Annotated in this window: 25 protein-coding genes and 1 pseudogene; 15 read left to right on the forward strand and 11 right to left on the reverse strand. The window is 66.7% G+C overall.

Going from position 1 to position 25,700, the window contains the following annotated elements:
• Positions 1 to 62: 62 nt before the first annotated feature.
• The 3 genes from LDO54_RS01450 to pdxH form a co-directional block, all read right to left on the reverse strand.
• Positions 63 to 1,460, reverse strand: a complete 1,398-nt coding sequence (locus LDO54_RS01450; RefSeq protein ID WP_224005065.1) for a DUF72 domain-containing protein — start codon at positions 1,458 to 1,460, stop codon at positions 63 to 65.
• Positions 1,461 to 1,544: 84 nt separating this feature from the next.
• Positions 1,545 to 2,759 carry an SAM-dependent methyltransferase gene (locus tag LDO54_RS01455; RefSeq protein ID WP_224005068.1) on the reverse strand — a complete coding sequence of 405 codons (1,215 nt, stop codon included), beginning with the start codon at positions 2,757 to 2,759 and terminating at the stop codon, positions 1,545 to 1,547.
• A 200-nt stretch (positions 2,760 to 2,959) separates the two neighbouring features.
• Entirely contained in the window at positions 2,960 to 3,601 is a 642-nt protein-coding gene (pdxH, locus tag LDO54_RS01460; protein ID WP_224005071.1) for a pyridoxamine 5'-phosphate oxidase, read from the reverse strand.
• A 203-nt stretch (positions 3,602 to 3,804) separates the two neighbouring features.
• Between pdxH and tcdA the strand changes: the two genes are divergently transcribed.
• On the forward strand, positions 3,805 to 4,695 hold the full coding sequence (gene tcdA / locus LDO54_RS01465) for a tRNA cyclic N6-threonylcarbamoyladenosine(37) synthase TcdA (protein ID WP_224005074.1): 891 nt from the start codon (positions 3,805 to 3,807) through the stop codon (positions 4,693 to 4,695).
• 7 nt (positions 4,696 to 4,702) lie between these two features.
• On the opposite strand, the gene LDO54_RS01470 is transcribed toward tcdA, so the two are convergent.
• From LDO54_RS01470 to LDO54_RS01485, 4 genes are all read right to left on the reverse strand, one after another.
• Positions 4,703 to 5,140, reverse strand: coding sequence for a hypothetical protein (locus LDO54_RS01470; RefSeq protein ID WP_224005077.1), 438 nt, complete (start codon positions 5,138 to 5,140; stop codon positions 4,703 to 4,705).
• A complete protein-coding gene (locus tag LDO54_RS01475) occupies positions 5,140 to 5,697 on the reverse strand; it encodes a nucleotidyltransferase domain-containing protein (RefSeq protein WP_224005079.1) in 558 nt (185 codons plus the stop codon). The genes LDO54_RS01470 and LDO54_RS01475 overlap by 1 nt, the downstream gene beginning before the upstream one ends.
• A 172-nt stretch (positions 5,698 to 5,869) precedes the next feature.
• Positions 5,870 to 6,718 (reverse strand): thioredoxin, encoded by an 849-nt coding sequence (gene trxA, locus LDO54_RS01480; protein WP_224005082.1) that lies wholly within the window; start codon positions 6,716 to 6,718, stop codon positions 5,870 to 5,872.
• Between the two features lie 100 nt (positions 6,719 to 6,818).
• Positions 6,819 to 7,703 carry a pirin family protein gene (locus tag LDO54_RS01485; protein ID WP_224005085.1) on the reverse strand — a complete coding sequence of 295 codons (885 nt, stop codon included), beginning with the start codon at positions 7,701 to 7,703 and terminating at the stop codon, positions 6,819 to 6,821.
• A gap of 280 nt (positions 7,704 to 7,983) precedes the next feature.
• On the opposite strand from LDO54_RS01485, the gene LDO54_RS01490 reads away from it, so the two are divergent.
• Complete coding sequence (locus tag LDO54_RS01490; protein ID WP_224005088.1) at positions 7,984 to 8,889, forward strand: EamA family transporter; 906 nt, start codon at positions 7,984 to 7,986, stop codon at positions 8,887 to 8,889.
• Positions 8,890 to 8,978: 89 nt separating this feature from the next.
• Here LDO54_RS01490 and LDO54_RS01495 read toward each other — a convergent pair whose 3' ends face one another.
• Complete coding sequence (locus LDO54_RS01495; RefSeq protein WP_224005091.1) at positions 8,979 to 10,523, reverse strand: N-acetylmuramoyl-L-alanine amidase; 1,545 nt, start codon at positions 10,521 to 10,523, stop codon at positions 8,979 to 8,981.
• Positions 10,505 to 11,137, reverse strand: a complete 633-nt coding sequence (tsaE, locus tag LDO54_RS01500) for a tRNA (adenosine(37)-N6)-threonylcarbamoyltransferase complex ATPase subunit type 1 TsaE (protein WP_224005106.1) — start codon at positions 11,135 to 11,137, stop codon at positions 10,505 to 10,507. Before tsaE ends, LDO54_RS01495 begins: the two co-directional genes overlap by 19 nt.
• A 17-nt stretch (positions 11,138 to 11,154) precedes the next feature.
• Between tsaE and queG the strand changes: the two genes are divergently transcribed.
• The 10 genes and pseudogenes from queG to LDO54_RS01550 all read left to right on the forward strand — a co-directional run bounded on the left by queG (position 11,155) and on the right by LDO54_RS01550 (position 19,789).
• Positions 11,155 to 12,522, forward strand: a complete 1,368-nt coding sequence (gene queG, locus LDO54_RS01505; RefSeq protein WP_224005109.1) for a tRNA epoxyqueuosine(34) reductase QueG — start codon at positions 11,155 to 11,157, stop codon at positions 12,520 to 12,522.
• A 103-nt stretch (positions 12,523 to 12,625) separates the two neighbouring features.
• Positions 12,626 to 13,180 (forward strand): methylated-DNA--[protein]-cysteine S-methyltransferase, encoded by a 555-nt coding sequence (locus tag LDO54_RS01510; protein WP_415774421.1) that lies wholly within the window; start codon positions 12,626 to 12,628, stop codon positions 13,178 to 13,180.
• Entirely contained in the window at positions 13,177 to 14,247 is a 1,071-nt protein-coding gene (xerD, locus tag LDO54_RS01515) for a site-specific tyrosine recombinase XerD (RefSeq protein WP_224005112.1), read from the forward strand. Before LDO54_RS01510 ends, xerD begins: the two co-directional genes overlap by 4 nt.
• Positions 14,248 to 14,292: 45 nt before the next feature.
• Positions 14,293 to 14,784, forward strand: a complete 492-nt coding sequence (gene ybaK, locus LDO54_RS01520; RefSeq protein ID WP_224005115.1) for a Cys-tRNA(Pro) deacylase — start codon at positions 14,293 to 14,295, stop codon at positions 14,782 to 14,784.
• Positions 14,785 to 14,984: 200 nt separating this feature from the next.
• The gene (plsY, locus tag LDO54_RS01525; protein ID WP_224005118.1) at positions 14,985 to 15,611 is read left to right on the forward strand and encodes a glycerol-3-phosphate 1-O-acyltransferase PlsY; all 627 of its coding nucleotides are present in this window, start codon (positions 14,985 to 14,987) and stop codon (positions 15,609 to 15,611) included.
• 293 nt (positions 15,612 to 15,904) lie between these two features.
• Positions 15,905 to 17,722, forward strand: a complete 1,818-nt coding sequence (locus tag LDO54_RS01530) for a methyl-accepting chemotaxis protein (RefSeq protein WP_224005121.1) — start codon at positions 15,905 to 15,907, stop codon at positions 17,720 to 17,722.
• Between the two features lie 252 nt (positions 17,723 to 17,974).
• Positions 17,975 to 18,142 (forward strand): annotated as a pseudogene (locus LDO54_RS38985) (DUF4160 domain-containing protein); the annotation flags it as partial.
• 86 nt (positions 18,143 to 18,228) lie between these two features.
• Positions 18,229 to 18,843 (forward strand): DUF2442 domain-containing protein, encoded by a 615-nt coding sequence (locus LDO54_RS01540; protein WP_224005124.1) that lies wholly within the window; start codon positions 18,229 to 18,231, stop codon positions 18,841 to 18,843.
• Positions 18,844 to 18,936: 93 nt separating this feature from the next.
• On the forward strand, positions 18,937 to 19,299 hold the full coding sequence (locus LDO54_RS01545) for an ArsR/SmtB family transcription factor (RefSeq protein ID WP_224005127.1): 363 nt from the start codon (positions 18,937 to 18,939) through the stop codon (positions 19,297 to 19,299).
• Complete coding sequence (locus tag LDO54_RS01550; protein WP_224005130.1) at positions 19,289 to 19,789, forward strand: SRPBCC family protein; 501 nt, start codon at positions 19,289 to 19,291, stop codon at positions 19,787 to 19,789. Before LDO54_RS01545 ends, LDO54_RS01550 begins: the two co-directional genes overlap by 11 nt.
• A gap of 121 nt (positions 19,790 to 19,910) precedes the next feature.
• Here LDO54_RS01550 and LDO54_RS01555 read toward each other — a convergent pair whose 3' ends face one another.
• The gene (locus LDO54_RS01555) at positions 19,911 to 20,396 is read right to left on the reverse strand and encodes a YajQ family cyclic di-GMP-binding protein (protein WP_224005133.1); all 486 of its coding nucleotides are present in this window, start codon (positions 20,394 to 20,396) and stop codon (positions 19,911 to 19,913) included.
• 222 nt (positions 20,397 to 20,618) lie between these two features.
• On the opposite strand from LDO54_RS01555, the gene murB reads away from it, so the two are divergent.
• On the forward strand, positions 20,619 to 21,683 hold the full coding sequence (murB, locus tag LDO54_RS01560; RefSeq protein ID WP_224005136.1) for a UDP-N-acetylmuramate dehydrogenase: 1,065 nt from the start codon (positions 20,619 to 20,621) through the stop codon (positions 21,681 to 21,683).
• A gap of 83 nt (positions 21,684 to 21,766) precedes the next feature.
• Here murB and LDO54_RS01565 read toward each other — a convergent pair whose 3' ends face one another.
• Positions 21,767 to 22,594 carry an EAL domain-containing protein gene (locus LDO54_RS01565; RefSeq protein ID WP_224005139.1) on the reverse strand — a complete coding sequence of 276 codons (828 nt, stop codon included), beginning with the start codon at positions 22,592 to 22,594 and terminating at the stop codon, positions 21,767 to 21,769.
• 326 nt (positions 22,595 to 22,920) lie between these two features.
• On the opposite strand from LDO54_RS01565, the gene hmgA reads away from it, so the two are divergent.
• Together hmgA and fahA are read left to right on the forward strand one after the other, a co-directional pair.
• On the forward strand, positions 22,921 to 24,291 hold the full coding sequence (gene hmgA / locus LDO54_RS01570; protein ID WP_224005142.1) for a homogentisate 1,2-dioxygenase: 1,371 nt from the start codon (positions 22,921 to 22,923) through the stop codon (positions 24,289 to 24,291).
• A complete protein-coding gene (gene fahA, locus LDO54_RS01575; RefSeq protein WP_224005145.1) occupies positions 24,288 to 25,631 on the forward strand; it encodes a fumarylacetoacetase in 1,344 nt (447 codons plus the stop codon). Before hmgA ends, fahA begins: the two co-directional genes overlap by 4 nt.
• Positions 25,632 to 25,700: the final 69 nt, after the last annotated feature.

Here is a 25,700-nt window from a genome sequence, read left to right on the forward strand (position 1 = left end):
CTTGTCGCTTCGGGTTGGATCGCCGATGAAAACGGCGGACGCTTCGCGGCGTCCGCCGTTTTTTATCGCGCGGCGGAGTCTGCTGATTCGGCCGATTCGGCCGATTCGGCGGCTTCGGCGGCTTCGGCCCGTAGCCGCTGCACTTCGTCGGCGATGGCGCGCGCGAGCTTCTGGCAGGTCAGCGGCGCCGAGCCTTCGGCCTTGTTGTTGGTCGTGATCAGCACCGGCTGGCCCGCGATCGCATAGCGCGCCGCGAGTTCGGCGAGCGCGTCGCGCGTGTGCGGGTCTTCGTCGACGAGCTTGTCGAACGGCTCGTAACGCGCCTTCGCCTGCTCGTACTTGAAGCCGCTGTGCAGGCTCCAGCGCACGATCAGCGGACCGGCGGGCGCTTCGCCGTCCATCAGCGCGAGCGCGGCGGCCTGGCGCAGCGGGTCGGGCATGCGCGCGTGCAGGCCGACGCAGTAGCGCACGCCCGCCGCGCGCAGCATGCGCACGAAGCGCGGCGTGAGCAGGATGCCGTCGCGGATTTCGACGGCGTAGCAGGTGGCGTCGCCCGGCGCGGCATCGGCGGCGGGGGCGGGCAGGGGCGGCAACGCGGCCAGGAATGCCGCGAGCCGCTCGACGAACACGGCCGGATCGGCGAGCAATTGATCGGGCAGCGGCGGAAACTGGAACACCAGCGCGCCGGCCTTCGCGCCGAGGCCCGCGAGGCAGGGCTCGACGAATTCGCGCGCGGCCAGTTCGGGGTTCAGGAAGCACGGATTGGCCGAGACCGGCTCGCCGCGATCGCCGCGCACGCTGGCATCGGTGATGAGCGCGGGCGCCTTGACGATGAAGCGGAAGTGGTCCGGCACCTGCTGGGCGTAGCGCAGATAGTCGGTGACCGTGAGCGGCGCGTAGAACGAGCGGTCGATGCTCACCGAGCGCAGCAGCGGATGCGCGCCGTAGGCCGCGAGGCCGTCGCGGGCGAGCTTCGAGTTGCTGTAGTCGTCGCCGTAGACGAGGCCGCGCCAGCCCGGAAACGACCACGACGAGGTGCCGAGGCGCACGCCCGCGGGCAGTTCCGCGCCGAGGTCGAGCACGTCCTGCGCGAGTTCGGCGGGCAGCACGCCGCGCGCGCGGCGCTTCGGGGCGGGGGTGTCGCCGGTTTCCGGCGAGGGCGCGGGTTTGGCGCGTTTGGGTTTCTGCGCGTGTTCGCCTTCAGTGAGGTCGGTGGGCGCGTCGCTGACCTTCGCGCGTTTCGGCGGCGGCTCGGGCGGCACGAAGCCGAACAGATCGGTTTGCGGCGCGGCGTCGGGCGTGGTGTCCGAAGTACGCGCCACGCGGCGTTCACGCGGGCGGACCGCGCGCGCGGCGTGGCTTGATCCCGTCGTCGATCCGGCAGTCGACCCATCAGGCGGCGCGAGGCCGGAACCGTCGTTCTCCAGGGCGCCGAAAAGGCCGTCGTCGCGTTCGTTCATGCTTGTCTAGTGAGTGGCGAAAGGCGCCGTTCGCCGGGCGGACGCGGACGGCCAGCGCTGCGCCGTCCGTGCCGCCGCCGCGTGCTACAGCGGCTTCCCGTACATATACCGGCGCGACCAGGGCAGCGTCGTCGCGCTGCGTCCGGCCTTGCGGCAGACGATCTGGTAGATCGATACGTCGTCGTGCTCGAACGCGTACGCGCAGCCGGCCAGATAGACGCGCCAGATGCGGAACTTCTCGTCGTCGACGAGCTGCTTCGCTTCCTGCGCGCGCGCCTCGAAATTGTCCGCCCAAAGTCCGAGCGTGTGCGCATAGTGACGGCGCAGGCTCTCCACGTCAACCGCCTCCAGCCCGCCGCGCTGCGCCGCTTCGAGCGCGAGGCCGATGTGCGGCAGCTCGCCGTCGGGGAACACATAGCGGTCGATGAACTCGCCGCCGCCCAGCGCCGTCTCGCCGCTTTCCGCGTCGCTGGAGGTGATGCCGTGGTTCATGGCGACGCCGTCGTCGGCGAGCAGTTCGCGCACCTTCGTGAAGTAGCCGGGCAGATTCTTGCGCCCGACATGCTCGAACATGCCGACGCTCGTGATGCGGTCGAACTGCCCGGTGACGTCGCGATAATCCTGCATGCGGATCTCGATGCGGTCCTGCAGGCCCGCGTCCTTCACGCGCTGCGTCGCGAGATCGAACTGGTTCTGCGAAAGCGTCACGCCCACGCAGCGCGCGCCGAACTTCTGCGCGGCGCGCAGCACGAGCGCGCCCCAGCCGCAGCCGATGTCGAGCAGCGTCTGGCCCGGCTGCAACTGGATCTTGGTGAGGATGTGGTCGATCTTCTTGAGCTGCGCGGTGGCGAGATCTTCGTCGCCGTTCTCGAAGTAGGCGCAGGAATAAACCATGTTCTCGTCGAGCCACAGCTTGTAGAACTCGTTCGAGACGTCGTAGTGATACTGGATGGCCTTTTTGTCGGTCGTCTTCGAGTGCGTGAAGTAGCGGCGCACGCGCGCGAGCTTGCTGGCGCTCGTGACCGTGTTGCGGGCGAGCGAATAGCTGATGTTGATGATGTCGGCGAGCTTGCCTTCGATGTCGATCTTGCCCTTCACGTAGGCCTCGCCGAGATTGTCGAGGCTCGGTTCGAGCAGCAGCGGCAGCGCCGATGCGCTATTGACCTTCAGCGTGACCTGCGGCGCGGCGAAATTCCCGAAGTCGTACTGCTGGCCGCTCCAGAGCACGAGCCGCGCGGGCAGGTTGGCCTTGTTGCGGACTTCGTCGACCCATTGCGCGAGTTTTTTCTCCCAGAACATGCGTTTTTCTCCCTGTCCGATGAACGATTGAAGCCCAAAGACCAAAGCGAATTGCGATGCCAGCGATGAAGCCAAAACGGGACGGCGCGGCGGCGTCGGTCGCCGCGCCGGGGTACGGCGGATATGGCTGATACGGCGCCGCGTGGGCGGCGCGCTTGAAGCGTTGTAAAGCGATGTAAAGCGGTAAAGCGTGTGCCGTCTTACGGCGCGAGACGCTCGATGCGCCAGGCGTCGGCCGCGCTGTCGCGCACATAGCGGATGCGGTCGTGCAGCCGCGACGGGCGGCCTTGCCAGAATTCGATCGCCGTCGGCACGACGCGATAGCCGCCCCAGTGCGGCGGACGCGGCGGCTGTTCGCCGTACTGCGCGCTGATCTCGCGCTCGCGCGCTTCGAGCTGCTCGCGGCTCTCGATCACCGCGCTCTGCTCCGACGCCCAGGCGCCGATGCGCGAACCGAGCGGACGCGACTGGAAATATGCCTCGCTTTCGGCGTCGCTGGTCTTTTCGACCGCGCCTTCGATGCGCACCTGGCGTTCAAGCTCGATCCAGTGAAACAGCAGCGCCGCGTGCGGATTGGCGCCCAGTTCGCGGCCCTTGCGGCTCTCGTAGTTCGTGAAGAACACGAAGCCGCGCTCGTCCACGCCCTTGATCAGCAGGATGCGCGCGGCGGGACGGCCCTGGGCGTCGACGGTCGCGACGGTCATGGCGTTCGGCTCGGGCAGCTTGGCGTCGAGCGCCTGGGCGAACCAGGTCTGGAACTGGCGGATGGGATCGGGATCGACGTCGGCGGCATCGAGCGAACCGAGCGAATAGTTCTTGCGGAGGTCGGCGAGGGAGGTCATTTTTTATGCGGACGCTTCAGTGCGAACAAGTATATCGAAGAGGCGAAACCAGGGCCGCGAACGGCGGCTCGGCGGCCTGCCCACGGCGGCGATGAACGCGGACCGATGCGGCCGCGTCCGGCCGGGTCCGGCGCGATCAGGCAAAATACGGGTCTCGCGAGGACCGGGACAGCGCGCCCGGTCCGCTTACGATTCCTACCGCCATGTCCAGTCACCCGATTACCCCTGTCGCCGGCGCCGCCGGCCCCGACGATCTTACCGCGAGCCCCGCCGCCGATGTTGCGGACCGGGCCCGCCGCTTCGGCGGCGTGGCGCGGCTTTACGGCGCACCCGCGCTCGATGCGTTCGAGCGCGCGCACGTTGCCGTGATCGGCATCGGCGGCGTGGGCTCGTGGGTGGCGGAGGCGCTCGCGCGCAGCGCCATCGGCACGCTCACGCTGATCGACCTCGACAACGTCGCCGAAAGCAACACCAACCGCCAGATCCACGCGCTCGACGGCAACTACGGCAAGCCGAAAGTCGAGGCGATGGCCGAGCGCATCAAGCTGATCGATCCGGCCTGCGACGTGCGGCTCGTCGAGGATTTCGTCGAGCCGTCGAATTTCGATGCGCTGCTGGGCGGCGGTTTCGACTACGTGGTGGACGCGATCGACAGCGTGCGCACCAAGACCGCGCTGATCGCGTGGTGCGTGGAGCATCGCGTGCCGCTGATCACCGTGGGCGGCGCGGGTGGGCAGCTGGACCCGACGCGCATCCGCATCGACGATCTCGCGCTGACGATCCAGGACCCGCTGCTGTCGAAGGTGCGCGGGCAGTTGCGCAAGCATCACGGCTTTCCGCGCGGGCCGAAGGCGCGCTTCAAGGTGAGCGCGGTCTATTCGGACGAACCGCTGATTTATCCCGAAGCCGCTGTGTGCGATGTCGACAGCGAAGCCGAACACGTGACGACCTCGCCGGGGCATCACGGGCCGGTCGGGCTCAACTGCGCGGGGTTCGGTTCGAGCGTGTGCGTGACGGCGAGCTTTGGTTTTGCGGCAGCGGCGTATGTGCTGCGGACGCTGGCGCATCAGGCGAATGCGCGGGCGGCGGGCTGAGCGGTCTTTACTGCCTGGCCGTTAGCGCCCGAGCAAGCGGCAGGTATTTGCGCAGGATCTCCAGCATGGCGGCGGCCTCGGCCTTCGATACGGGCGGAAACGGCGACACATACGAGGTGCCGTTGCGCCGCTCATGAGCCTTCGTGATGAAGGCAAATTCCGCCGCGCTCACGCCCAGTGACGTGGGGACTCGCTGGATGGCGAGGTTGCGTCCGGCTTCACGCGTGCGCACCTCATACAACTCCAGCGTCGCCTGCACCAACTGGAAATACCCCTCGTAAGCCAGCGTGAAGATCTGCAAATGCCGTTCGGGGTCCAGACTTTCCGCCGTGGCGAGGTAGTCCGCGGCGTTGCGCAGGAAACCCGCGATGGCGCCGGGCGTCGGGGCGACAGCTTCGAAGGCTTTTGTCTTGATGAGATTGTCGTATTCGATGGGGCGCGTCATCACAGTATCGTCAGAGTCGGGCCCTGAGCGATCTGGGCCATGACTGGATCTGACTGCACGAGCGCTGCCCATTCACCCGGCTCGTACAACGAAAAGTTGATGGGGCGCAGCAAATCCTGTTCGACGGCATGCATCGCTTCGGCGACTTCGAGCAGCGGTGCGCTGCCGACGACGATCACGTCGATGTCGCTGCGCCCGCCGTCGGTTCCCTTGGCCACCGAGCCGAATACGAACGCCGATTCGATTTGTCCGGCAAACGGCGCGAGCGCTTCTTTCAGCGGCTCCACTACGGCAAACGACTTGCGCGCGATGCCGAGCAATTCGGGATACAGCACGAAGTCGGTATTCGCGCGGATGCTGCGTTGTCTGCCGCGCCGCGCCTCTTCGCGCAGCACGCCGGCCTCGACCAGACGATCCACCTGTTTCTGCGCGCTGCCGCGCCCGCTGTCCGCGAGACGCAGCAGTTCCTGGAGCGTGAAACTGCGCTCGGGCTGAAGCAGCGTGGCGCCCAGCACGCGCTGCATGCCCGGCGTGAAGAGGAAATCGGCGAGACTCACGGTGAATCCTCGAAATAGGGATGACTATCCTCATTATAGGGATTTGAATGGATGAATCCTCGTTTTAAGGACGATCGTCCCTGTTTTAAGGATTCATTCGCCATAAAAAAACGCCACGGTCTCCCGTGGCGTTTCCTCTTTCATCGGCGTACTCAAGCGCCAGCCAGCACGCTCAATTCAACGTCGCGCTCAACTTGCGCCGCCATTCGCTCACCAGCTGCGGCTGATGCGCGGCCAGATCGAACACCGACAGCATCGTCTTGCGGCCGATGTCCTCGCGGAACGTCCGGTCGCGTTTCACGATTTCCAGCAGATGCTCGAGCGCGCCCGCGTACTTGCGCCGCGCGATCAGCGCGCTCGCGAGGTCGAAACGCGCTTCCAAATCGTCCGGGTGGCTCGCCACGCGCGCATCGAGCGCGTCGGTGGGCGGCAGGTCGGCGGCGGCGTCGAGCGCGTCGAGACGCGTCTTCAGCGCGTTGAACCGCGCGTCGATGCCCTGCGTGGTCTTGGGCGAGAGCAGATCGACTTCGTTGCGCGCCTCGTCGGCGCGGTTGTCGGCGAGCAGCAGCTCGATCAGATCCATGCGCGCGTCGTCGAAGCCGGGGTCGTAGGCGAGCGCGGCCTGGAGCGCTTCATAGGCGTCCTCGCGGCGGCCTTCCTCGATGGCCTGCTGCGCGATCTGGCGCGCGGCCTGCGCCGAATCGGGAATCAGCCGGTCGATGAACTCGCGCAACTGGCCTTCAGGCAACACGCCGATGAACTGGTCGACGGCCTGGCGGTCGGCGAACGCGACGACGTGCGGAATGCTGCGCACCTGAAAATGCGCGGCCAGCTCCTGGTTTTCGTCGACGTTCACTTTCACGAGCCGCCACTTGCCCGCGTATTCGGCTTCGAGTTTTTCGAGCATCGGGCCGAGCGACTTGCACGGGCCGCACCACGGCGCCCAGAAGTCGACCAGCACCGGCGCGAGCGCCGACGCTTCGATCACGTCTCTTTCAAAAGTGGCCAGAGTGGTATCCATTGCGTCCTCGTTGGGAATTGGCTGTCACGCGTGTAGATGGGGGCGAATCGCCGCGCTTCAACGGACTCAGTGCGCGGCTCGATCGCGGCTCAATCGCGTCTCAGTGCGCGGGTTTTTTCTCGGGCAGCGGAATCCATTCGGTTTCGCCGGGCACCTGCCCCATTTCCTGACGCGTCCACGCGGCCTTCGCGGCGTCGATCTTTTCGCGCGAGCTGGCGACGAAGTTCCACTCGATGAAGCGTTCGCCTTCGAGCTTTTCGCCGCCGAGCAGCATCACGCGAGCGCCGTTCGCGCTCGCGAGCGTGACGGTCTCGCCCGGCACCAGCACGGCCATGCTGTGCTGATCGAGCGGCGTGCCGTCGATCGAGAGATCGCCTTCGACCAGATACACGCCGCGCTCCTCGTGCTCCGGTTCGAGCGCGATGGCGCTGCCGGGCGCAAAGTCGGCGGCCACGTAAAGCGTGCCGGAGAAGGTCTCGACCGGCGAGGTCGCGCCGAACGCCGTGCCCGCGATCACGCGCAGCGTCACGCCGTTGCGCTCGATTTCGGGCAGCGTCGCGGCTTCGTGGTGGAAGAACGAGGGTTCGACGTCCTCGTGATCGAGCGGCAGCGCAACCCACGTCTGGATGCCGTGCATCGTGAGGCCGGTGGCGCGGTTTTCGTCGGGCGTGCGCTCGGAGTGGACGATGCCGCGGCCCGCGGTCATCCAGTTGACGTCGCCGGGCAGGATCTTCTGCTTCGAGCCGAGGCTGTCGCGGTGCATCAGCGCGCCGTCGTAGAGATAGGTGACGGTCGCGAGGCCGATATGCGGATGCGGACGCACGTCGACGCCCGCGCCGGGCGCGAGCGTGGCCGGGCCCATGTGGTCGAAGAAGATGAACGGGCCGACGAGCCGCGCGGCCATGGCGGGCAGCACGCGGCGCACGTACAGGTTGCCGATGTCGCGCTGATGAGGCTTGAGGACCGCTTTGATCGATGAGGACATGGACGCTTCCTTGATGAGCCGTACGGTACGAATGAGTGGGGGCGATGCGGCGGCAGCGGGGCAAAGACGCGGCAAAAGCGCGGCGCTGCGCGCGCGGACTGGCGCCCATTCTAACGCCCGCTCCGGCGGTGTGTCGGCAAGCGCGAAGGCCTCTGTGGGGTGTCCGTCGGGCGCGTGACGCGTGCTCCGGCGGCATCGGCACAATTTGACCGGCTGGGCGCGCGAGCGCCGCAGCCGCTAAACTTGCAGATTCGACAGAACAATAGAGGGAGCCAGAGAGATGTCGCCGAAGGATTTGTTGCTGGCGCTGGTAGTGGTGCTCGCGTGGGGCGTGAATTTCGTCGTGATCAAGGTGGGTCTGCATGGCGTGCCGCCGCTGCTGCTCGGCGCGCTGCGCTTCATGCTGGCGGCGTTCCCGGCGATCCTGTTCGTGAAGCGTCCGAAACTGCCGCTGCGCTGGCTGCTCGCTTACGGCGCGACCATTTCGTTCGGCCAGTTCGCGTTCCTCTTCACGGCGATGTATGTGGGCATGCCCGCCGGGCTCGCCTCGGTCGTGCTGCAGGCGCAGGCGTTCTTCACGCTGGTGTTCGCGGCCATGTTCCTCGGCGAGCGCTTTCGCGCGCAGAACGTCATCGGCCTCTTGATCGCGGCGGGCGGGCTCGCGCTGATCGGCCTGCAATCGACGGCGGCGGCGGGCGTGGGCGCGCAGACCATGACGGCGGCGGGTTTCATCCTCACGCTGTGCGCGGCCTGCATGTGGGCGCTCGGCAATATCGTCACGAAGAAGGTGGGCAAGGTGGATCTGGTCGGCCTCGTGGTGTGGGCGAGCCTGATTCCGCCGCTGCCGTTCCTCGTGCTTTCGTATTTCATGGAAGGGCCGCAGCGCATCGAAACCGCGCTCGAAGGCATCGGCATGACGTCGATCGGCGCGATCGTCTATCTCGCGTTCATCGCGACGATCCTCGGCTACAGCCTCTGGAGCCGCCTGCTCTCGAAGTATCCGGCCAGCCAGGTCGCGCCGTTCTCGCTGCTCGTGCCGATCGTCGGGCTCGCGGCGGCCGCGCTGCTGCTCGGCGAGCGTCTCACGGGCGCGCAGATCGGCGGCGCCGCGCTCGTGATGGCGGGTCTTGCCGTGAACGTGTTCGGCGGCTGGGTCCGGCAGCGTCTGGTGGCGGCGCGGACGTAAGCCGGTCAGCGCGAGTCAGGCGTCGCAAAGAAAAACGCCGCGCCTCCGAAAGGAGGGCGCGGCGTTTTCACATATGGCGCTTCGATTAATCAGGTCATGCGGTTTTTCGCGAGCGGCGGATTGGCCGCGAAATAGCGCTTGATGCCCTTCATGATCGCGTTGGCCATCTTGTCGCGATAGGCCTCGTCGTTGAGCTTCTGCTCTTCTTCGGGATTGCTGATGAACGCGGTTTCCACGAGGATCGACGGAATGTCGGGCGCCTTGAGCACCGCGAACCCGGCCTGCTCGACCGAGCCCTTGTGCAGCTTGTTGATCTCGCCCACCTCGTTGAGCACGAAGCCGCCGTAACGCAGCGAGTCGCGGATCTGCGCTGTGGTGGACATGTCGAACAGCGCGCGGTTCACGGCGGCGTCCGCCGTCTTCACGTTGATGCCGCCGATCTGGTCCGACGAGTTTTCCTTGTTCGCCATCCAGCGCGCGGCCGCGCTGGTCGCGCCGTGCTCGGAGAGCGCGAACACCGACGAGCCGCGCGCGGCGGGCGTGGTGAACGCATCGGCGTGAATCGACACGAACAGGTCGGCGCCCACGCGGCGCGCCTTCTGCACGCGCACGTTCAGCGGTACGAAGAAGTCGGCGTCGCGCGTCATCATCGCGCGCATGTTGGGCTGGGCGTCGATCTTCGCGCGCAGGCGCTTGGCGATGTCGAGTGCGATGTGCTTCTCGTAGGTGCCGCCGCCGCCGATCGCGCCGGGGTCCTCGCCGCCGTGGCCGGGGTCGATCGCGACCGTGAGCAGGCGCGTGGTGCCGCCCTTGCCGGACTTCGGCGCGGTGAAGCCGTAGTTGTCGTCGTCCTTGTCGGCATCGTCGTCGGTCTGGGCGACGACGGGCGGCTTCGGCGCGGGCTTCGGCTTGACGACGACCGCCGGCGGCACCGGCGGCACGGGACGCGGCGCGGCAGGAGCGGACGGCGCGCCGCCTTCGTTCTGCGCGTAGCGCTGGAAGAAGTCTTCGCTGTTGTCGTGGCGCGGCGTGTTCGGACCCGCGAGCGTGGACGGCGCGGGCGGCGCGTTCTGGCGCATCGCCTCGTGGGCGTCGAGCTGCTGCTGCTTGTGCTCGGTCTGCGCGAGCAGATCCATGAGCGGATCGGGCGCGACGGCCGGATACAGGTCGAACACGAGCCGGTACTTGTACGAGCCGACCGGCTGCAGCGTGAAGACCTGCGGCTTCACCGAGCCCTTCAGGTCGAACACCATGCGCACCACGTGCGGCTGATACTGCCCGACGCGCACGGCCTGGATCTGCGGGTCGTTCGGCGTGATCTTGGAGACGAGATTCTTGAGCGCGTCGTCGAGGTCGAGGCCGCTCAGATCGACCACGAGGCGGTCGGGATTCTGCAGCAGCGTCTGCGTGGTCGTCAGCGCCTGATCGGATTCGATCGTGACGCGCGTGTAGTCGCGCGCGGGCCACACGCGCACGCCCATCACCGAGGTCGCCCACGCGAGGCGCGGCGCCGCGAGGCCGAGCACCAGCGTGGACGCGCCCGCCTTCAGAATCTGCCGGCGACGCCAGTTGTGCGTGGCGGTGGCGGCGGACTCGATCGAGCGGAACGGTTTGATTAACATCTTTCTAGACATGCCTTTCCTGATGCGCTGTATGCGTACGCGGTGAGCACGCGGCCTTCGCCGTCCGGGCCGGGTTCGAGCTGGAACACCAGGTCCGGCACGCCGAGCAGGCCGCCCGCGCGTTGCGGCCATTCGACGAGACACACCGCCCCTTGCGCGAAATATTCGCGGAAGCCGGCGTCGGCCCATTCGGCCGGGTCGCTGAAACGATACAGATCGAAGTGATAAAGCTGGAGTTCCCCGCTTGCGCTCGCCACCGTGTAGGGTTCGACGAGCGTGTACGTCGGACTGCGCACGCGTCCGCTGTGGCCGAGCGCGCGCAGCGAGGCGCGCACGAGCGAAGTCTTGCCCGCGCCGAGGTCGCCGAGAAGCTGAACGTGCAGGCCGACGAACGCGTTGACGGCGTGTGCAGGCGCGTTGATCTGTGCGTTGCTGGGTGCGTTAGCCGTATTGTCGGCAGGCGGGCGGGAAACTTGCGTGCTGGCGGCGCGCACGGCGTCGAGCGCGTGCGCGAAACGGGCGCCGAACGCATCGGTGGCGCTTTCATCCGCGAGCTCGAAACGGCGTTCGAGCAGAACGGGAGCGGCGGGCAGGCTCGCGTGGTCGTGACCGGACGTGTCGGGCATTCTCGTAAAATGGCGTGATGAACCCCTCGCATTCCCCCTCGAACCAGACATTGGCCGCCAAGGCCGCGCGCGCGCCTGACAAGGCGCAGGAGTCGGCGCAAGCAGCGGCGCAAGAGTCGGCGCAAACTGCGCCGCAGGGCGCCGGCGCGACGCTCGATGCGGCGGCGCTGGCCGCGCTCGCGACGCGCATCCGCGTATGGGGACGCGAGCTGGGGTTCGGTGCGATCGGTATCAGCGACACCGACCTATCTCATGCCGAGGCGGGCCTTGCGGCGTGGCTCGAAGCCGGCTGCCACGGCGAGATGGATTATATGGCCAAACATGGGATGAAACGCGCACGGCCCGCCGAGCTCGTTGCCGGTACGCGACGTGTCATCACCGCCCGCATGGCCTATTTGCCGGCCGCGACGCTCGATCCGTCGATGGCGGCGAGCGCCGCGAATGCAGCGGAGCACGCGGCAGGTAAGCCTGCTGAAAGTGCTTCGCAAGGCGCGGAACACCATCAAGCGCCGCACGCCGTCCACGACGACTGGCGTCTGCGCGAACACGCGCGTCTCGCCGATCCGCACGCCGCCGTCGTGTCGATCTATGCGCGCGGCCGCGACTATCACAAGGTGATGCGCGCGCGTCTGCAGCAACTCGCCGAGCGCATCGAGGCCGAGATCGGCGCATTCGGATTTCGCGTCTTTACCGATTCGGCGCCCGTGCTCGAAGTGGAACTCGCGCAGAAAGCCGGCATCGGCTGGCGCGGCAAGCACACGCTGCTGCTCCAGCACGACGCGGGCTCGCTGTTTTTTCTCGGCGAAATTTACGTCGATGTGCCGCTGCCCACCGACGCCGACGATCCGGCCAGCGCGGCCCCCGAAACGCCGGGCGCGCATTGCGGCAGTTGCACGCGCTGCATCGGCGCGTGTCCGACGGGCGCGATCACCGGGCCGTATCGCGTCGATGCGCGCCGCTGCATCTCGTACCTGACGATCGAATTGAAGGGCAGCATTCCGCTGGACATGCGGCCGCTGATCGGCAATCGTGTCTACGGTTGCGACGATTGCCAGCTTGTCTGTCCCTGGAACAAGTTCGCGCAGGCCGCGCCGGTCGCCGATTTCGACGTGCGCCACGGGCTCGACCGCGCGAGTCTCGTCGAGCTGTTTAGCTGGAGCGCCCAGCAATTCGACGAGCGCATGCAGGGCAGCGCGATCCGGCGCATCGGCTACGAAAGCTGGTCGCGCAATATCGCGGTGGCGATGGGCAATGCGCTGCGTGCGGACGAAGCGCAAGCAACACGCGCGCGCCGCGAGGCCATCGTCGACGCATTGCGCGCGCGCTTGCAGGACGAATCGGCGATCGTGCGCGAGCATGTGCAATGGGCGCTGGAAGCGGCATGATCGCGCCGACGAAGGTGACGATTCAAGGAGAGCGGCGATGACGAAAACATTGGCCGGCGCATCGGCAAGCTATTCGCTGTGGGACGACGCGGAAGACGCGGCGATGCGCGCCGCAGCTCACGTGCCCGCTGACGTACCCGCGCGCGCGCCGAGCCCGCAGGCTTTGCGCAAGCTCGCGCCGCGCGTCTACAACGCGGTGATCGACGCGCCGTTCGGTAAGGTCGGCATCGTCACGGCTGCGGACGGCGTGCGCGAAATCCACTATCTGCCGGGTTCGACGCCGGGCTTCGCGCCCGATTCCGAACTCGCCGAACGCGCCGCCGCGCAGATCGCGCGCTATCTCGACGACGCGTCCGCGTCCTTCGATCTGCCGCTCGCATCGCCCGGCACGGCGTTCCAGCGCCGCGTCTGGGACGGCATCTGCGCGATCGGGGCGGGCAGCGTGCTGACCTACGGCGAACTGGCGCAGCGCATCGGCAGCATCAGCGCGCGCGCGGTGGGGCAGGCGTGCGGCTCGAACTATTTGCCGATCGTGATCCCGTGCCATCGCGTGGTCGCGGCGGGCGGTATCGGCGGCTTCAATCACCATGGCGGCGACGGTTTTTTCCGCGACGTCAAACGCTGGCTGCTCGCCCACGAAGGCGTAAGGATCCGATGACGAACACCCCCGCGCACGACGACGCGCACGAACCCGACGCCGATTTCGAGGACGACGAGCAAGACCTCGCCGCGCTCGACGATGCAGACGTCGAGCGCTTCGATGCAATCGACGCCATCGACGCCATCGACGCCATCGACGAAAATGCGCCGCTTTCCGCCGCCGCCGCCGAAACGCTCGCCACGAGCCTGCTCGCGATCGACACGTTCTGCGATGCCATGTGGCTCGAACACGGTCTCTCGCGCAACACGCTCGACGCTTACCGGCGCGATCTGCGCCTGTTCGCCGAATGGCTCGCGCGCGCGCGTCCGCACGGTCTCGACGGCGTGCACGAAGACGATATCCACGCCTACAGCGCGCGCCGCAAGGACGACAAATCGACATCGGCGAACCGGCGTCTCTCGGTGTTCCGGCGCTACTACGGCTGGGCGCTGCGCGAGCGGCGCCTGAGCGTCGATCCGACCGTGCGCGTGCGCTCGGCGAAACAGCCGCCGCGCTTTCCCACCACGCTGACCGAAGCCCAGGTCGAAGCGCTGCTGAACGCGCCCGACGTGGCCACGCCGCTCGGCCTGCGCGATCGCACGATGCTCGAACTGATGTACGCGAGCGGGCTGCGCGTGACCGAACTCGTCACGCTCAAGACCGTGGAAGTGGGCCTGAACGAAGGCGTCGTGCGCGTGATGGGCAAGGGCTCGAAGGAGCGCCTCGTGCCGTTCGGCGAAGAGGCGTCGGCGTGGCTCACGCGTTACCTGCGCGAGTCGCGGCCCGCGCTGCTCGGCCCGCGCCCGGCCGACGCGCTGTTCGTGACCGCGCGCGCCGAAGGCATGACGCGCCAGCAGTTCTGGCACATCATCAAGCGTCACGCGCTGAACGCGGGCGTACACGCGCCGCTGTCGCCGCACACGCTGCGCCACGCGTTCGCCACGCACCTGCTCAATCACGGCGCCGATCTGCGCGTGGTGCAGATGCTGCTCGGCCACAGCGACATCTCCACCACGCAGATTTACACGCACGTCGCGCGCGAGCGTCTGCGCCTGCTGCATCAGATGCATCATCCGCGCGGCTGACCGCGAGCGCGCGGACCACCCGCCACGCGCATTACAATGCGCGCCATGAGCAAATCGAAACACGTCTCCGAAACGCCCGCCACGCAGATGCTGCGCCGCGCGGGCGTCGCGTTCGGCGAGCATCCCTACGAGTATGTCGAGCATGGCGGCACGGGCGAGTCCGCGCGCCAGCTCGGCGTGGACGAGCACCGCGTCGTCAAGACGCTCGTGATGGAGGACGAGAACGCGAAGCCGCTCATCGTCCTCATGCACGGCGACCGCAAGGTGTCGACCAAGAATCTCGCGCGGCAGATCGGCGCCAAGCGCGTCGAGCCCTGCAAGCCCGAAGTCGCGAATCGTCACTCGGGCTATCTGGTGGGCGGCACCTCGCCATTCGGCACCAAAAAGCGCATGCCGGTCTACGTCGAATCGACGATTCTCGATTTCGACGAAATCTGGCTCAACGGCGGCAAACGCGGCTATCTGGTGAGTCTCGCGCCGGCCGTGCTGACCTCGCTGCTCGACGCGAAGCCGGTGCAGTGCGCGAGCGTCGAATAAAGTCCAACGCGAAGGTCCGCCGCGCCGCGCGCGCGACGGTACGTTCCCTGATTACCCTGGTGCGCCGTCAAGGCGCGCCCGCGCTTCGGTAGAATGGCGCGTTCGCCGACGCGGCGCATCGCTTGCCGGCATCCCCGGCTGGCCGCGCGCCGCGTCGCGCTTCGTCTCACGCTTCGTTTCAATTACTTCGGGTTTCGTGCATGTACAACCTGTTCGTCGCCGTTCTGGCTTATCTGATCGGTTCGGTTTCGTTCGCGGTGATCGTGAGCGCCTTCATGGGCCTCGACGATCCGCGCTCCTACGGCTCCGGCAATCCGGGCGCGACCAATGTGCTGCGTAGCGGCAACAAAAAGGCCGCGATCCTCACGCTGATCGGCGACGCGTTCAAGGGCTGGCTCGCGGTCTGGCTCACGGTGCGTTTCGGCCCGCGTTTCGGTCTGGACGACACGGCCGTCGCGCTCGCCGCCATTGCCGTGTTCCTCGGCCATCTGTATCCGGTGTTCTTCCGCTTCAAGGGCGGCAAGGGCGTGGCGACGGCCGCGGGCGTGCTGCTCGCGATCAATCCGCTGCTCGGCGGCCTGACGCTGCTCACCTGGCTGATCGTCGCGTTCTTCACGCGGTATTCGTCGCTGGCAGCGCTGGCCGCCGCGCTGTTCGCGCCGATCTTCTACGTCTTCCTGTTCGGCCCGCACGTGATCGCGCTCGCGATTCTCGCGATGAGCGCGCTGCTGTTCTGGCGTCACCGCGCCAACATCACGAAGCTGATGAATGGCACCGAAAGCCGTATCGGCGATAAAAAGAAGAAGGCCGCCGCCGCGAGCGAATAAGCCGTTCGCGAAGCGGTATTGGAGTCGTATTGAAGTTGTATTGGGCACGCGCCGCGAGGGAAGCGCGGCGTGCCGCTCGCGCAAGATGTCGGAGTTGTGAGTCACTGCGCATTTTCCTGTCGTGTCGTCTGATCAGTTACGCGCATTTGTCTGACGTTTGACTGCATTTTATGCGCATTTGCACCATAAAAGCGCCTTAAGTCGTCTGCCGGCGGGCCGTAAACCCGTATGTCATTTTTCTATTGCCATACGTACTCGCGGTCCGAATCACCTCTTCCCCGGCGATCCCCCACATGTTCTCCACCATTCGCGCGCGCATCGTCGCGCTATGCGTTTCCATCGTCGTCGTGGCGCTCGCGGCCAACACCGCACTCGATTACACCGTCGCCAACTCGCATAACAAGGATTCGATCGACGCCACGCTTGCGGCCGTCGCGGCCAGTCACGCCGAAGGCATCGGCGAATGGGCGGCGACCCACGCGCGCATGATCGACTCGCTGCAGGACGCCGTGCTCCAGCCCGATCCGTCGGCGGCGCTCAAGCAGGTCGCGGCGGCGGGCGGCTTCACCAACGTCTATGTGGGCTATGCCGACAAGACCGCCAAGTTCTCCGATCCGACTGGCATTCCGCCCGACTACGACCCGACCGGCCGTCCCTGGTACAAGCAGGCGGTCGCGGCGGGCAAGGGCGTGCTGACGCCGCCTTACGTCGACGTGGGCACCGGCAAGCTGGTGGTGGCGTTCGCGGCGCCCGTGATCCGCGACGGCCAGGTGAAGGGCGTGATTTCCGGCGACGTCGCCATGGACGACGTGGTGTCGAACGTGCAGTCGATCCATCCGACGCCCGCGAGCTTCGGCATGCTGGTGGACAGTTCGGGCCAGATCGTCGCGCACAACGACGCGAAGCTCACGCTCAAGCCGGCGACCGACCTCGCGCCGGAACTGACGGCCGACACGCTGGCGTCGATGGCTTCGTCCGCTTCGTCTGGCAAGTCGGCGCGGCCGCTCGCCATCGACGTGGGCGGCGACGCCAAGCTGATGCGCGCACAGCCGATTCCGGGCACCGACTGGCGCCTGATCGTCGCGCTCGACCGCAGCGAAGCCACGGCGGGCATGCGCTCGCTGCTCACGGCCTCGCTGATCGCGCTGGTGGTGGTGGGCGTGGTGGCGGCGCTGGTGGTGGGCGCGGTCACGGCCGTGTCGTTCCAGCGCCTTTCGCGCATTCGCGACGCGATGGACGCGATCAGCGCGGGCGAGGGCGATCTCACGCAGCGCCTGCCCGCCACGGGCGACGACGAAGTGGCGCAGATCGCGCGCTCGTTCAACGCCTTCATGGACAAATTGCGCGAGGTGATGCGCCATATCCGCGACGCGAGCGAGTCGGTGCGCACGGCCAGCGACGAGATCGCGGCGGGCAACGTCGATCTATCGGGCCGCACCGAATCGGCGGCGGCGAGCCTTGAAGAAACGGCCGCGTCGATGGAGGAAATCACGGCGACGGTCGGCCAGTCGGCCAACGCGGCGCAGCAGGCGGACGTGACGGCCAACTCGGCGTCGGTGGTGGCGTCGCGCGGCGGCGCGGTGATCAACGACGTCGTCGATACGATGGGCGCGATCGAGAAGGCTTCGGTGAAGATCGCCGACATCATCGGCGTGATCGACGGCATCGCATTCCAGACCAACATCCTGGCGCTCAACGCGGCGGTGGAAGCCGCGCGCGCGGGCGAGCAGGGACGCGGTTTCGCGGTGGTCGCGGGCGAGGTGCGCAGCCTCGCGCAGCGCAGCGCGCAGGCCGCGCGCGAGATCAAGGCGCTGATCGAATCGACGGTGACGAGCGTGAATTCCGGCTCGCAACTCGTGCGCCGCGCGGGCGAAACGATGGACGAAATCGTGGCGAACGTCGCGAACGTGACGACCATCATCTCCGAGGTGACGAACGCGGCCGGCGAGCAGACGCGCGGCATTCAGGAAGTGAACCGCGCCGTGAGCCAGCTCGACGAAATGGTCCAGCAGAACGCGGCGCTGGTCGAGCAGTCGACGGCGGCGGCGTCCGCGTTGCGCAGCCAGGCGGTGCGGCTCGCGGAAGCGGTGGGGCAGTTCAGGCTCGATTGACGGTTGTTTGCGGCAGACGCGAAAGCGGCGCTCAGGCGCCGCTTTCTTTTCGTCGGTCTGTGGGCTTGTGCGCGCGCGTGCTGCCACGTTTCGGCTTTGCCTGGCCATTCGGATGAGGTTTCCGGCGCGGCGCGCGTGGTTATGCTGTGTTGTCGACCGCGCTGCTGCTCAGCGTTGATCCAGTGCAAGAGAACGCACGGAATACCGGCGGCGCGGCGCCCCAGAAACCCAACGTTAGGTTAATGTCGAGCCATGCCCACACTGCTTCGCGTATCCGGCGCCCGCGTCGTGATCTTTTCGAACGATCATCGGCCCGCGCATGTTCATGTCGAGAGTCCGCAAGGCTCGTGTGTGTTCAACCTCAATTGCCCGCTCGGACCGCTGGCGCTGCGTGAGCGCTTCGCGCTCGGCGAGCGTGAAGTGGCGCGCCTCGCGCAAGCGATCGAACCCGAAGTCGCGCGCCTGTGCCGGGAATGGCAACGCATCGAAACGTGGAGAACGCAAACATGGCCAGCAGCAGGGAGCGTAGCAAGCGGGAGCCCGTGGGTAACGGGGCCATCGGCCGCGAGCAGTTCGACGCCGCAACGCGGGCGGCACAGGAGAGTCCGGTCGCGGTCGCCGCGCGGTACAGCCGCGCGCATCACAAGCTCGAAGTGTCGTTCGCGAACGGCGTAGATCTCGCCGTGCCCATCGCGCTCATTCAGGACCTGCGGATGCTCGAACCTGCGCCCACGCCGGCCCAGCTTGCCGAAGTCGAGATCTGGAGCGGCGGGCAGTCGATCTACTTTCCGCGTCTGGACGAGTCGGTGTGGGCGCCGGGACTGCTGAGCGGCGTCTACGGCACGAAGCTCTGGATGCGCGATCTGGCGCGCCAGATGGGCTCGGTCACCTCGCCCGCCAAGGCCGCCGCTGCGCGCGAGAACGGGCGCAAGGGCGGCAGGCCGCGCAAGCTTCCCGTGGTCGCGGGCACAGAAGCGTTCGCGAGCGAGCCGGCCGGCCGCGCGGCGGCGGGCAAGGCGGCCAAGGCGGCCAAGGCGGCCAAGGCGGCCAAGGCGGCCAAGGCGGCCAAGGCGGCCACGGTGGCCACGGTGGCCCGCAAGGCCGCGCGCAAGCGCGCATGAGCGTGATGGGCACGATGAACGTCGTGCGTGTCCCACTTCGGCTCGCGCCGTTTTCGCCTTGACATGCAACCGTGAGGTTGCATACTAAAACCCATGAACGACGACGCCGTATTTCGCGCGCTCGCAGATGCGAGCCGCCGGCAGTTGCTGGACCGGCTGCACGAGAAGAACGGCCAGACGCTCACGCAGCTATGCGAGGGGCTGGCGATGTCGCGCCAGGCGGTCACCAAGCATCTCGGCGTGCTCGAGGCGGCGAATCTCGTCGTCGCCCGGCGCGAAGGGCGCGAGAAGCGCCATTTCATCAATCCGGTGCCGATCGGCGACATGGCCGCGCGCTGGATCGGCAAGTTCGAGCGCACGCGGGTAGACGCGCTCGTCGAGCTCAAACGTTCGCTGGAGGAACGCGCGCCGCACAGCGCGCAGGAATCGAAGTCAGGAGGCAGTCATGAGCCATGAGGACCGCGCCGCGGCGCAGCCCGGCACGAACGCCGCGCAGGAGTCGGTGTTCGTCTACGTCACCTATATCCGCACCACGCCGCAGGCGCTCTGGACGGCGCTCACGAGCCCGGAATTCACCCAGCGCTACTGGCACGGCGTGCGCGCCGAAAGCGACTGGCAGCCGGGTTCGCCGTGGCAGCTGCGTTTCGCCGACGGGCGCATCGCCGACTCGGGCGAGATCGTCGAGTCCGAGCCGCCGTATCGTCTGGTGATCCGCTGGCGCAACCTGTTTCGCCCCGATCTGAACGCGGAAGGCGACTCGCTGTGCACGATGGAAATCGTCGCGCAGGACGACGTGGCGAAGCTCACGGTCACGCATCGCATGGCGCGGCCGGGTTCGAAGTTCATCGAGGCGGTATCGGGCGGCTGGCCGCTGATCCTCTCGAACCTCAAGACGCTGCTGGAAACGGGCGAGGTGATGATGCCGCTGCTGTTCAAGCCCGATTGAGCGGCTGATGCAGGCTGAAAAAGCGCAGTGCGCGGAGAAATAGCAAACGGGCGCGGCGTGAGCAATAAGCCCGCGCCGCGCCCGCCGAACGAAAGATCGCGAGGGATTCAGTCGGTCAGGATCAGTCGCGGAAGTTGTTGAAGTCGAGCGGCGTGTCGGTCACGTCCTTGCGCAGCATGGCGATCACGCTTTGCAGGTCGTCGCGCTTGGTGCCGTTCACGCGCACGGCGTCGCCCTGAATGCTCGCCTGCACCTTGATCTTGCTGTCCTTCACGAGGCGCACGATCTTCTTCGCCAGGTCGCCCGAGACACCCTTCTTCACGGTGATGACCTGCTTGACCTTGTCGCCGCCGATTTTCTCGATCTTGCCGTAGTCGAGAAAACGCACGTCCACATTGCGCTTGGCCATTTTCGACAGCAGCACGTCCTTGACCTGGCCGAGCTTGAAATCGTCGTCGGCGTACGCGGTCAGTTCGCGTTCCTTCTGCTCGACGCGCGAATCCGAGCCCTTGAAGTCGAAGCGCGTGGAGATCTCCTTGTTGGATTGCTCGATCGCGTTCTTCACTTCGATCATGTTGGCTTCGCTGACGACGTCAAACGATGGCATTGCTTTCTCCCAAAAGTGCGAGTGGCGCTGCGCGGGCGGGCCGCACCGGCGTTTTCCGGCGGCGTCGCGCGCACTCGCTATAATCACGGACCGACGCCATTTTACCGGCGTCATCGTGTTTGCCCAAGGTTGCGCGGCGGCCCGTGGTTTGGCCCGTGTTCCTGTCCGCGCTGTGACCTGGCCCGCGTCCTCCGTCCGTCTTTCCGTCTCCGTTCTTCCGCGATGTCCGCTTCCGCCTTGCCTGCTGATCCGTCCCCGCGCAACAGCGTGTGGTTCGCCGCCGCTTATCCGCTGCGCGCGCACAACACGTTCGGTTTCGACGTGCGCGCGCGTTACGCGTGCCGCGTCGAAAGCGAGGCCGATTTCATCGCCGCCGTGCGCGATTCGCGCGCCGAGGGCTTGCGCACGCTCGTGCTGGGCGGCGGCAGCAATATTGTGCTCACGCGCGACTTCGATGGCCTCGTGCTGCTGGTCGGGCTGGCGGGCAAGCGCGTCGTCCATGAGGACGACGAAGCCTGGTACGTCGAAGCCGCCGCCGGCGAGAACTGGCACGATTTCGTCGCGTGGACGCTCGCAGCGGGCATGCCCGGACTCGAAAATCTCGCGCTGATTCCCGGCACGGTAGGCGCCGCGCCGATCCAGAACATCGGCGCCTACGGGCTCGAAATGGGCGATCGCTGCGCGATGGTGCGCGCGATCGAAATGGAAACCGGCACGCCGTACGAATTCGACGCCGCCGCGTGCGAGTTCGGCTATCGCGACAGCTTCTTCAAGCGCGAAGGCCGCGACCGCTTCGTGATCACGGCCGTGACCTTCCGCTTGCCGAAAGCGTGGCGGCCGAACGCCGGTTACGCCGATCTCGCGCGCGAGATCGCGCAGCGCGGCCTGAGCGAAGCGCAGTGCGCGCAGGACGTGTTCGACGCCGTGGTGGCGGTGCGCCGCGCCAAGCTGCCCGATCCGCTCGTGCTCGGCAACGCGGGCAGCTTCTTCAAGAATCCCGTGATCGAGGGCGAGCAGTTCGACGCGCTCGTCATGCGCGAGCCGGGCGTCGTGTCCTATGCGCAAGCCGATGGGCGCGTGAAGCTCGCGGCGGGCTGGCTGATCGACCAATGCGGCTGGAAAGGGCGCGCGCTGCGCGAGGCGGCCGTGCACGAGCGCCAGGCGCTGGTGCTCGTGAACCGTGGCGGCGCGACCGGCGCGGACATTCTCGAATTGGCCCAGGCGATCCGCCACGACGTGCTCGCGCGTTTCGGCGTGGAACTGGAGCAGGAGCCGATCAGCCTCTAGGCTGCATTTCCGACACGCACAACGACGCATAAAAAACGCCGCGCCTTCGCAAGAAAGCGCGGCGTTTTTCATGGCGCAACGTATCAGGCGGCGCTGTCCTGCGCGGTGAACACGGGCCCTTGCACGAAGCGCACGTCGTACTGCTGCAACTGCTCGAACTGCGCGGCATCGACCACGCGGTTGAAGATCAGCGGAATGCGCAGGCGTGCCGCGTAGCTCACGAGCGGCTTGACCATCGAATCGCGCAAGGCCGAACTCGCATCCATCTTCACGAAATCGAGCCGCGCCATGTCGGACACCGAAAGAATCTGGCCCGCATTCGGCAGATTCCCGGCCACCTTGAAGCCATAGCGCTGATAACTCTGCGTCAGATAGCCGACGAACGTGCGGTGCGCGACCGCCGCCGCCGGCAACTCGATCACCACGCGTCCCGGATTCAGCCCGAACGACACCAGCACGTTCGAGAAATGGCGTCCGTGATCGTATTTCACGCTCTTGAGCAGGCGCTCGTGCACGCGCAGAAACAGCAGCCCATGCTGTTGCGAGCCGAGAAAGTTGATCGTGTGCAGCGCGCGCACGCAGCGGTCGAGCGCGACCAGTTCGGGATCGTCGAGCGAATCGGAAAACGGATCGTAGGGCCCGACCTTGCCGTCGACCTCGCGCAGCGTCACGGCCTGATAACCGAGCTCGTCGCCGAAACGCGAGGCCTGCGCCAGATCCGCCGTGAGACATTGCGCGCCACCGTGCACGCTGATGTCGTAGATCGGTTCGTACGCGCTCAGCAGCTCCACGCCGCGCCGGTGGGCGACGGCGACGGCGCTGTGCGCGCCGGTCCCCATCGCCAGATGCTCGCCGAGAAAAGGGTGGTCGGCGGCGCGGGCGACAAGCGCGGGAATGGTGGGAGCAAGCATGGCGACGAAAAGAGAGGGCGTCTCGAAATGAAATGTTTACGCAGGCGGCCTCGGGGCCGCATGACTCGATGTTAGCAGTCTGGCGGCCCGCGGCATGCATGGATTGGTGATAACGATATCCACGCGGCAGAGGCTTTGCGGCGCTTTCAGCCCGTTCTCAGGGTTTACGTTGAATTTCACTAATCATAATCCGTTTTACTATTCGTAAATCGCGCGACGGGTTCTGTCGGAGAAAGCCGACGCGCCAAGCCCGATCAACCGAAAGCCGGCGTGCCGGCGCGCGTCTATGCTGAAGACGCACCCGCACGCAGAACATGGAGACAGTGATGAACGCACCCTTGCGCCACGCCGCGCCCAGCCGCGCCGCGACCGACGGCTACATGAGCGGTTTCGCCAACGAGTTCGCGACCGAGGCGCTGCCCGGCGCGCTGCCCGACGGGCAGAACTCGCCGCAGCGCTGCGCCTACGGCCTGTACGCCGAGCAGCTCTCGGGCACGGCCTTCACAGCGCCGCGCTCGCACAACCGCCGCACGTGGTTCTATCGGATCCGACCGGGCGCGGTGCATCAGCCGTTCACGCCGCTGGCGGCGCGCGCGAGCACGAATGACAGCATCGGCGGTGCCGCGCGCCTCGTCGCCGATTTCAACGACGTGCCGCCCACGCCGCCCAACCAGCTGCGCTGGGACCCGCTGCCGATGCCGGCTGAGCCGACCGACTTCATCGACGGCTGGGTGACGATGGCGGGCAATGGCTCGGCGGCGTCGATGAGTGGCTGCGCGATCCATCTCTACGCGGCCAACCGCGCGATGACGGACCGCTTCTTCTTCAATACCGATGGCGAACTGCTGATCGTGCCGCAGGAAGGCCGCCTGTCGATCCGCACGGAAATGGGCAAGCTCGACATCGAGCCGTTCGAAATCGCCGTGATTCCGCGCGGCGTGCGCTTCACGGTCGATCTGCCGGACGGCACGGCGCGCGGCTATATCTGCGAAAACTTCGGCGCGCTGCTGCGTCTGCCGGATCTGGGCGTGATCGGCTCGAACGGCCTCGCGAATCCGCGCGATTTCCTCACGCCGCACGCGGCCTACGAAGACCGCGAAGGGCGGTTCGAACTCGTCACCAAGCTCAACGGCCAGCTCTGGCGCGCCGACATCGGCCATTCGCCGCTCGACGTGGTGGCCTGGCACGGCAACTACGCGCCGTACAAATACGATCTGCGCCACTTCAATACGATCGGCTCGATCAGCTACGACCATCCCGATCCGTCGATCTTCCTCGTGCTGCACGCGCCGACCGACACGCCGGGCGTCGATGCGATCGACTTCGTGATCTTCCCGCCGCGCTGGCTCGCGGCCGAGAACACCTTCCGTCCGCCCTGGTATCACCGCAACGTCGCGAGCGAGTTCATGGGGCTCGTGCACGGCGCGTACGACGCGAAGGCCGAGGGCTTCGTGCCGGGCGGATCGAGCCTGCACAACTGCATGTCGGGCCACGGCCCCGACGCCGAGACCTTCGAAAAAGCCTCGAACGCCGATACGACGAAACCGCACAAGGTCGGCGACACGATGGCGTTCATGTTCGAGACCCGCACGCTGATCCGGCCGACGCGCTTCGCGCTCGAAACGGCGCAGCTGCAGGCGCATTACTACGAGTGCTGGCAAGGCCTCGCGAAACATTTCAACCCGGAGCAGCAATGAGCAGCCAACCCCTTCCCGACGACCTGCGCGCGACGCTCGATCCGCGCCGCAAGAGCTGGGTCGAATCCGCCAACGACGCCGCGTGCGATTTCCCGATCCAGAACCTGCCGTTCGGCGTGTTCAGCACCGCGCAGAACGTGACGCCGCGCGCGGGCGTGGCGATCGGCGACTCGGTGATCGACCTCGCGGCGCTGTATGACGCGGGCGTGCTGCGCTTGCCGGGAACGCCGGGAACGCCGGGTTCTCCGGCCTCGGCGCAAGCGAATGTGTTCGCGCGCGGCGCGCTCAACGACTTCATCGAACTGGGCCGCGATGTGTGGCGCAGCGTGCGCGTGCAGCTTTCCTCGCTGCTTTCGCGCGAAACCGCCGCCTTGCGCGACGACGCGGCGTTGCGATCGCGTGCGCTCGTGAAGCTCGCGGATGCGAAGCTGCATTTGCCAGTGTCGATTCCGGGCTATACCGATTTTTATTCGTCGAAGGAGCACGCGACGAATGTGGGATCGATGTTTCGGGATCCGAAGAATGCGTTGCTGCCGAACTGGTCGGAGATGCCGATCGGGTATAACGGGCGCGCGTCGTCGGTGGTGGTGAGCGGCACGCCGGTGCGTCGTCCGAACGGGCAGTTGAAGTCGCCGGATCAGGATCGGCCGGTGTTCGGCGCGTGCCGCAAGCTCGATATCGAACTGGAGACGGGATTCGTGATCGGGCGCGGCAACGCGCTGGGCGAGCCGATCGCGTGTGAGAGCGCCGAGGCGCATATTTTCGGCATGGTGCTGCTCAACGACTGGAGCGCGCGCGACATTCAGCAGTGGGAATATGTGCCGCTCGGGCCATTCAATTCGAAGGGTTTCGCGACGACGATTTCACCGTGGATCGTGACGCTCGATGCGCTGGAGCCGTTCCGGGTGGCGCAGCCGGTGCAGGAGCCGCAGCCGCTGGAGTATTTGCGGCATGGCGGGGAGCATGCTTTCGATATCGAGCTGGAAGTGATGTTGCGGCCTGCCGGGGCGGGCGAGGCGACGACGATTTCGCGGACGAATTTCCGGCACATGTATTGGAGCATGGCGCAGCAGCTTGCGCATCATACGGTGGGCGGGTGTAACACCCGGGTCGGTGATTTGATGGGTTCCGGGACCATTTCCGGGCCTACGGCGGATTCGTTTGGGAGCTTGCTGGAGATTACCTGGAACGCGAAGAATCCTTTGGCGTTGAAGGGTGGCGGCACGCGTGGGTTTATTGAGGATGGGGATGTGTTGACGCTGGCTGGGTGGTGTCAGGGGGCGGGGTATCGGGTGGGGTTTGGGACGTGTGTTGGGGAGGTGATCCCCGCGTTGAGTTGATTGGTTTTGCGGTGTTGTTGGCCTTTTCTTGATTTCGTGTCGGTATGCAAGTGTTGCCCCTGTGCGGGG

Origin of the sequence: Paraburkholderia tropica, assembly GCF_914484835.1 — a bacterium.
GTDB classification, from domain to species: Bacteria; Pseudomonadota; Gammaproteobacteria; order Burkholderiales; family Burkholderiaceae; genus Paraburkholderia; species Paraburkholderia tropica_A.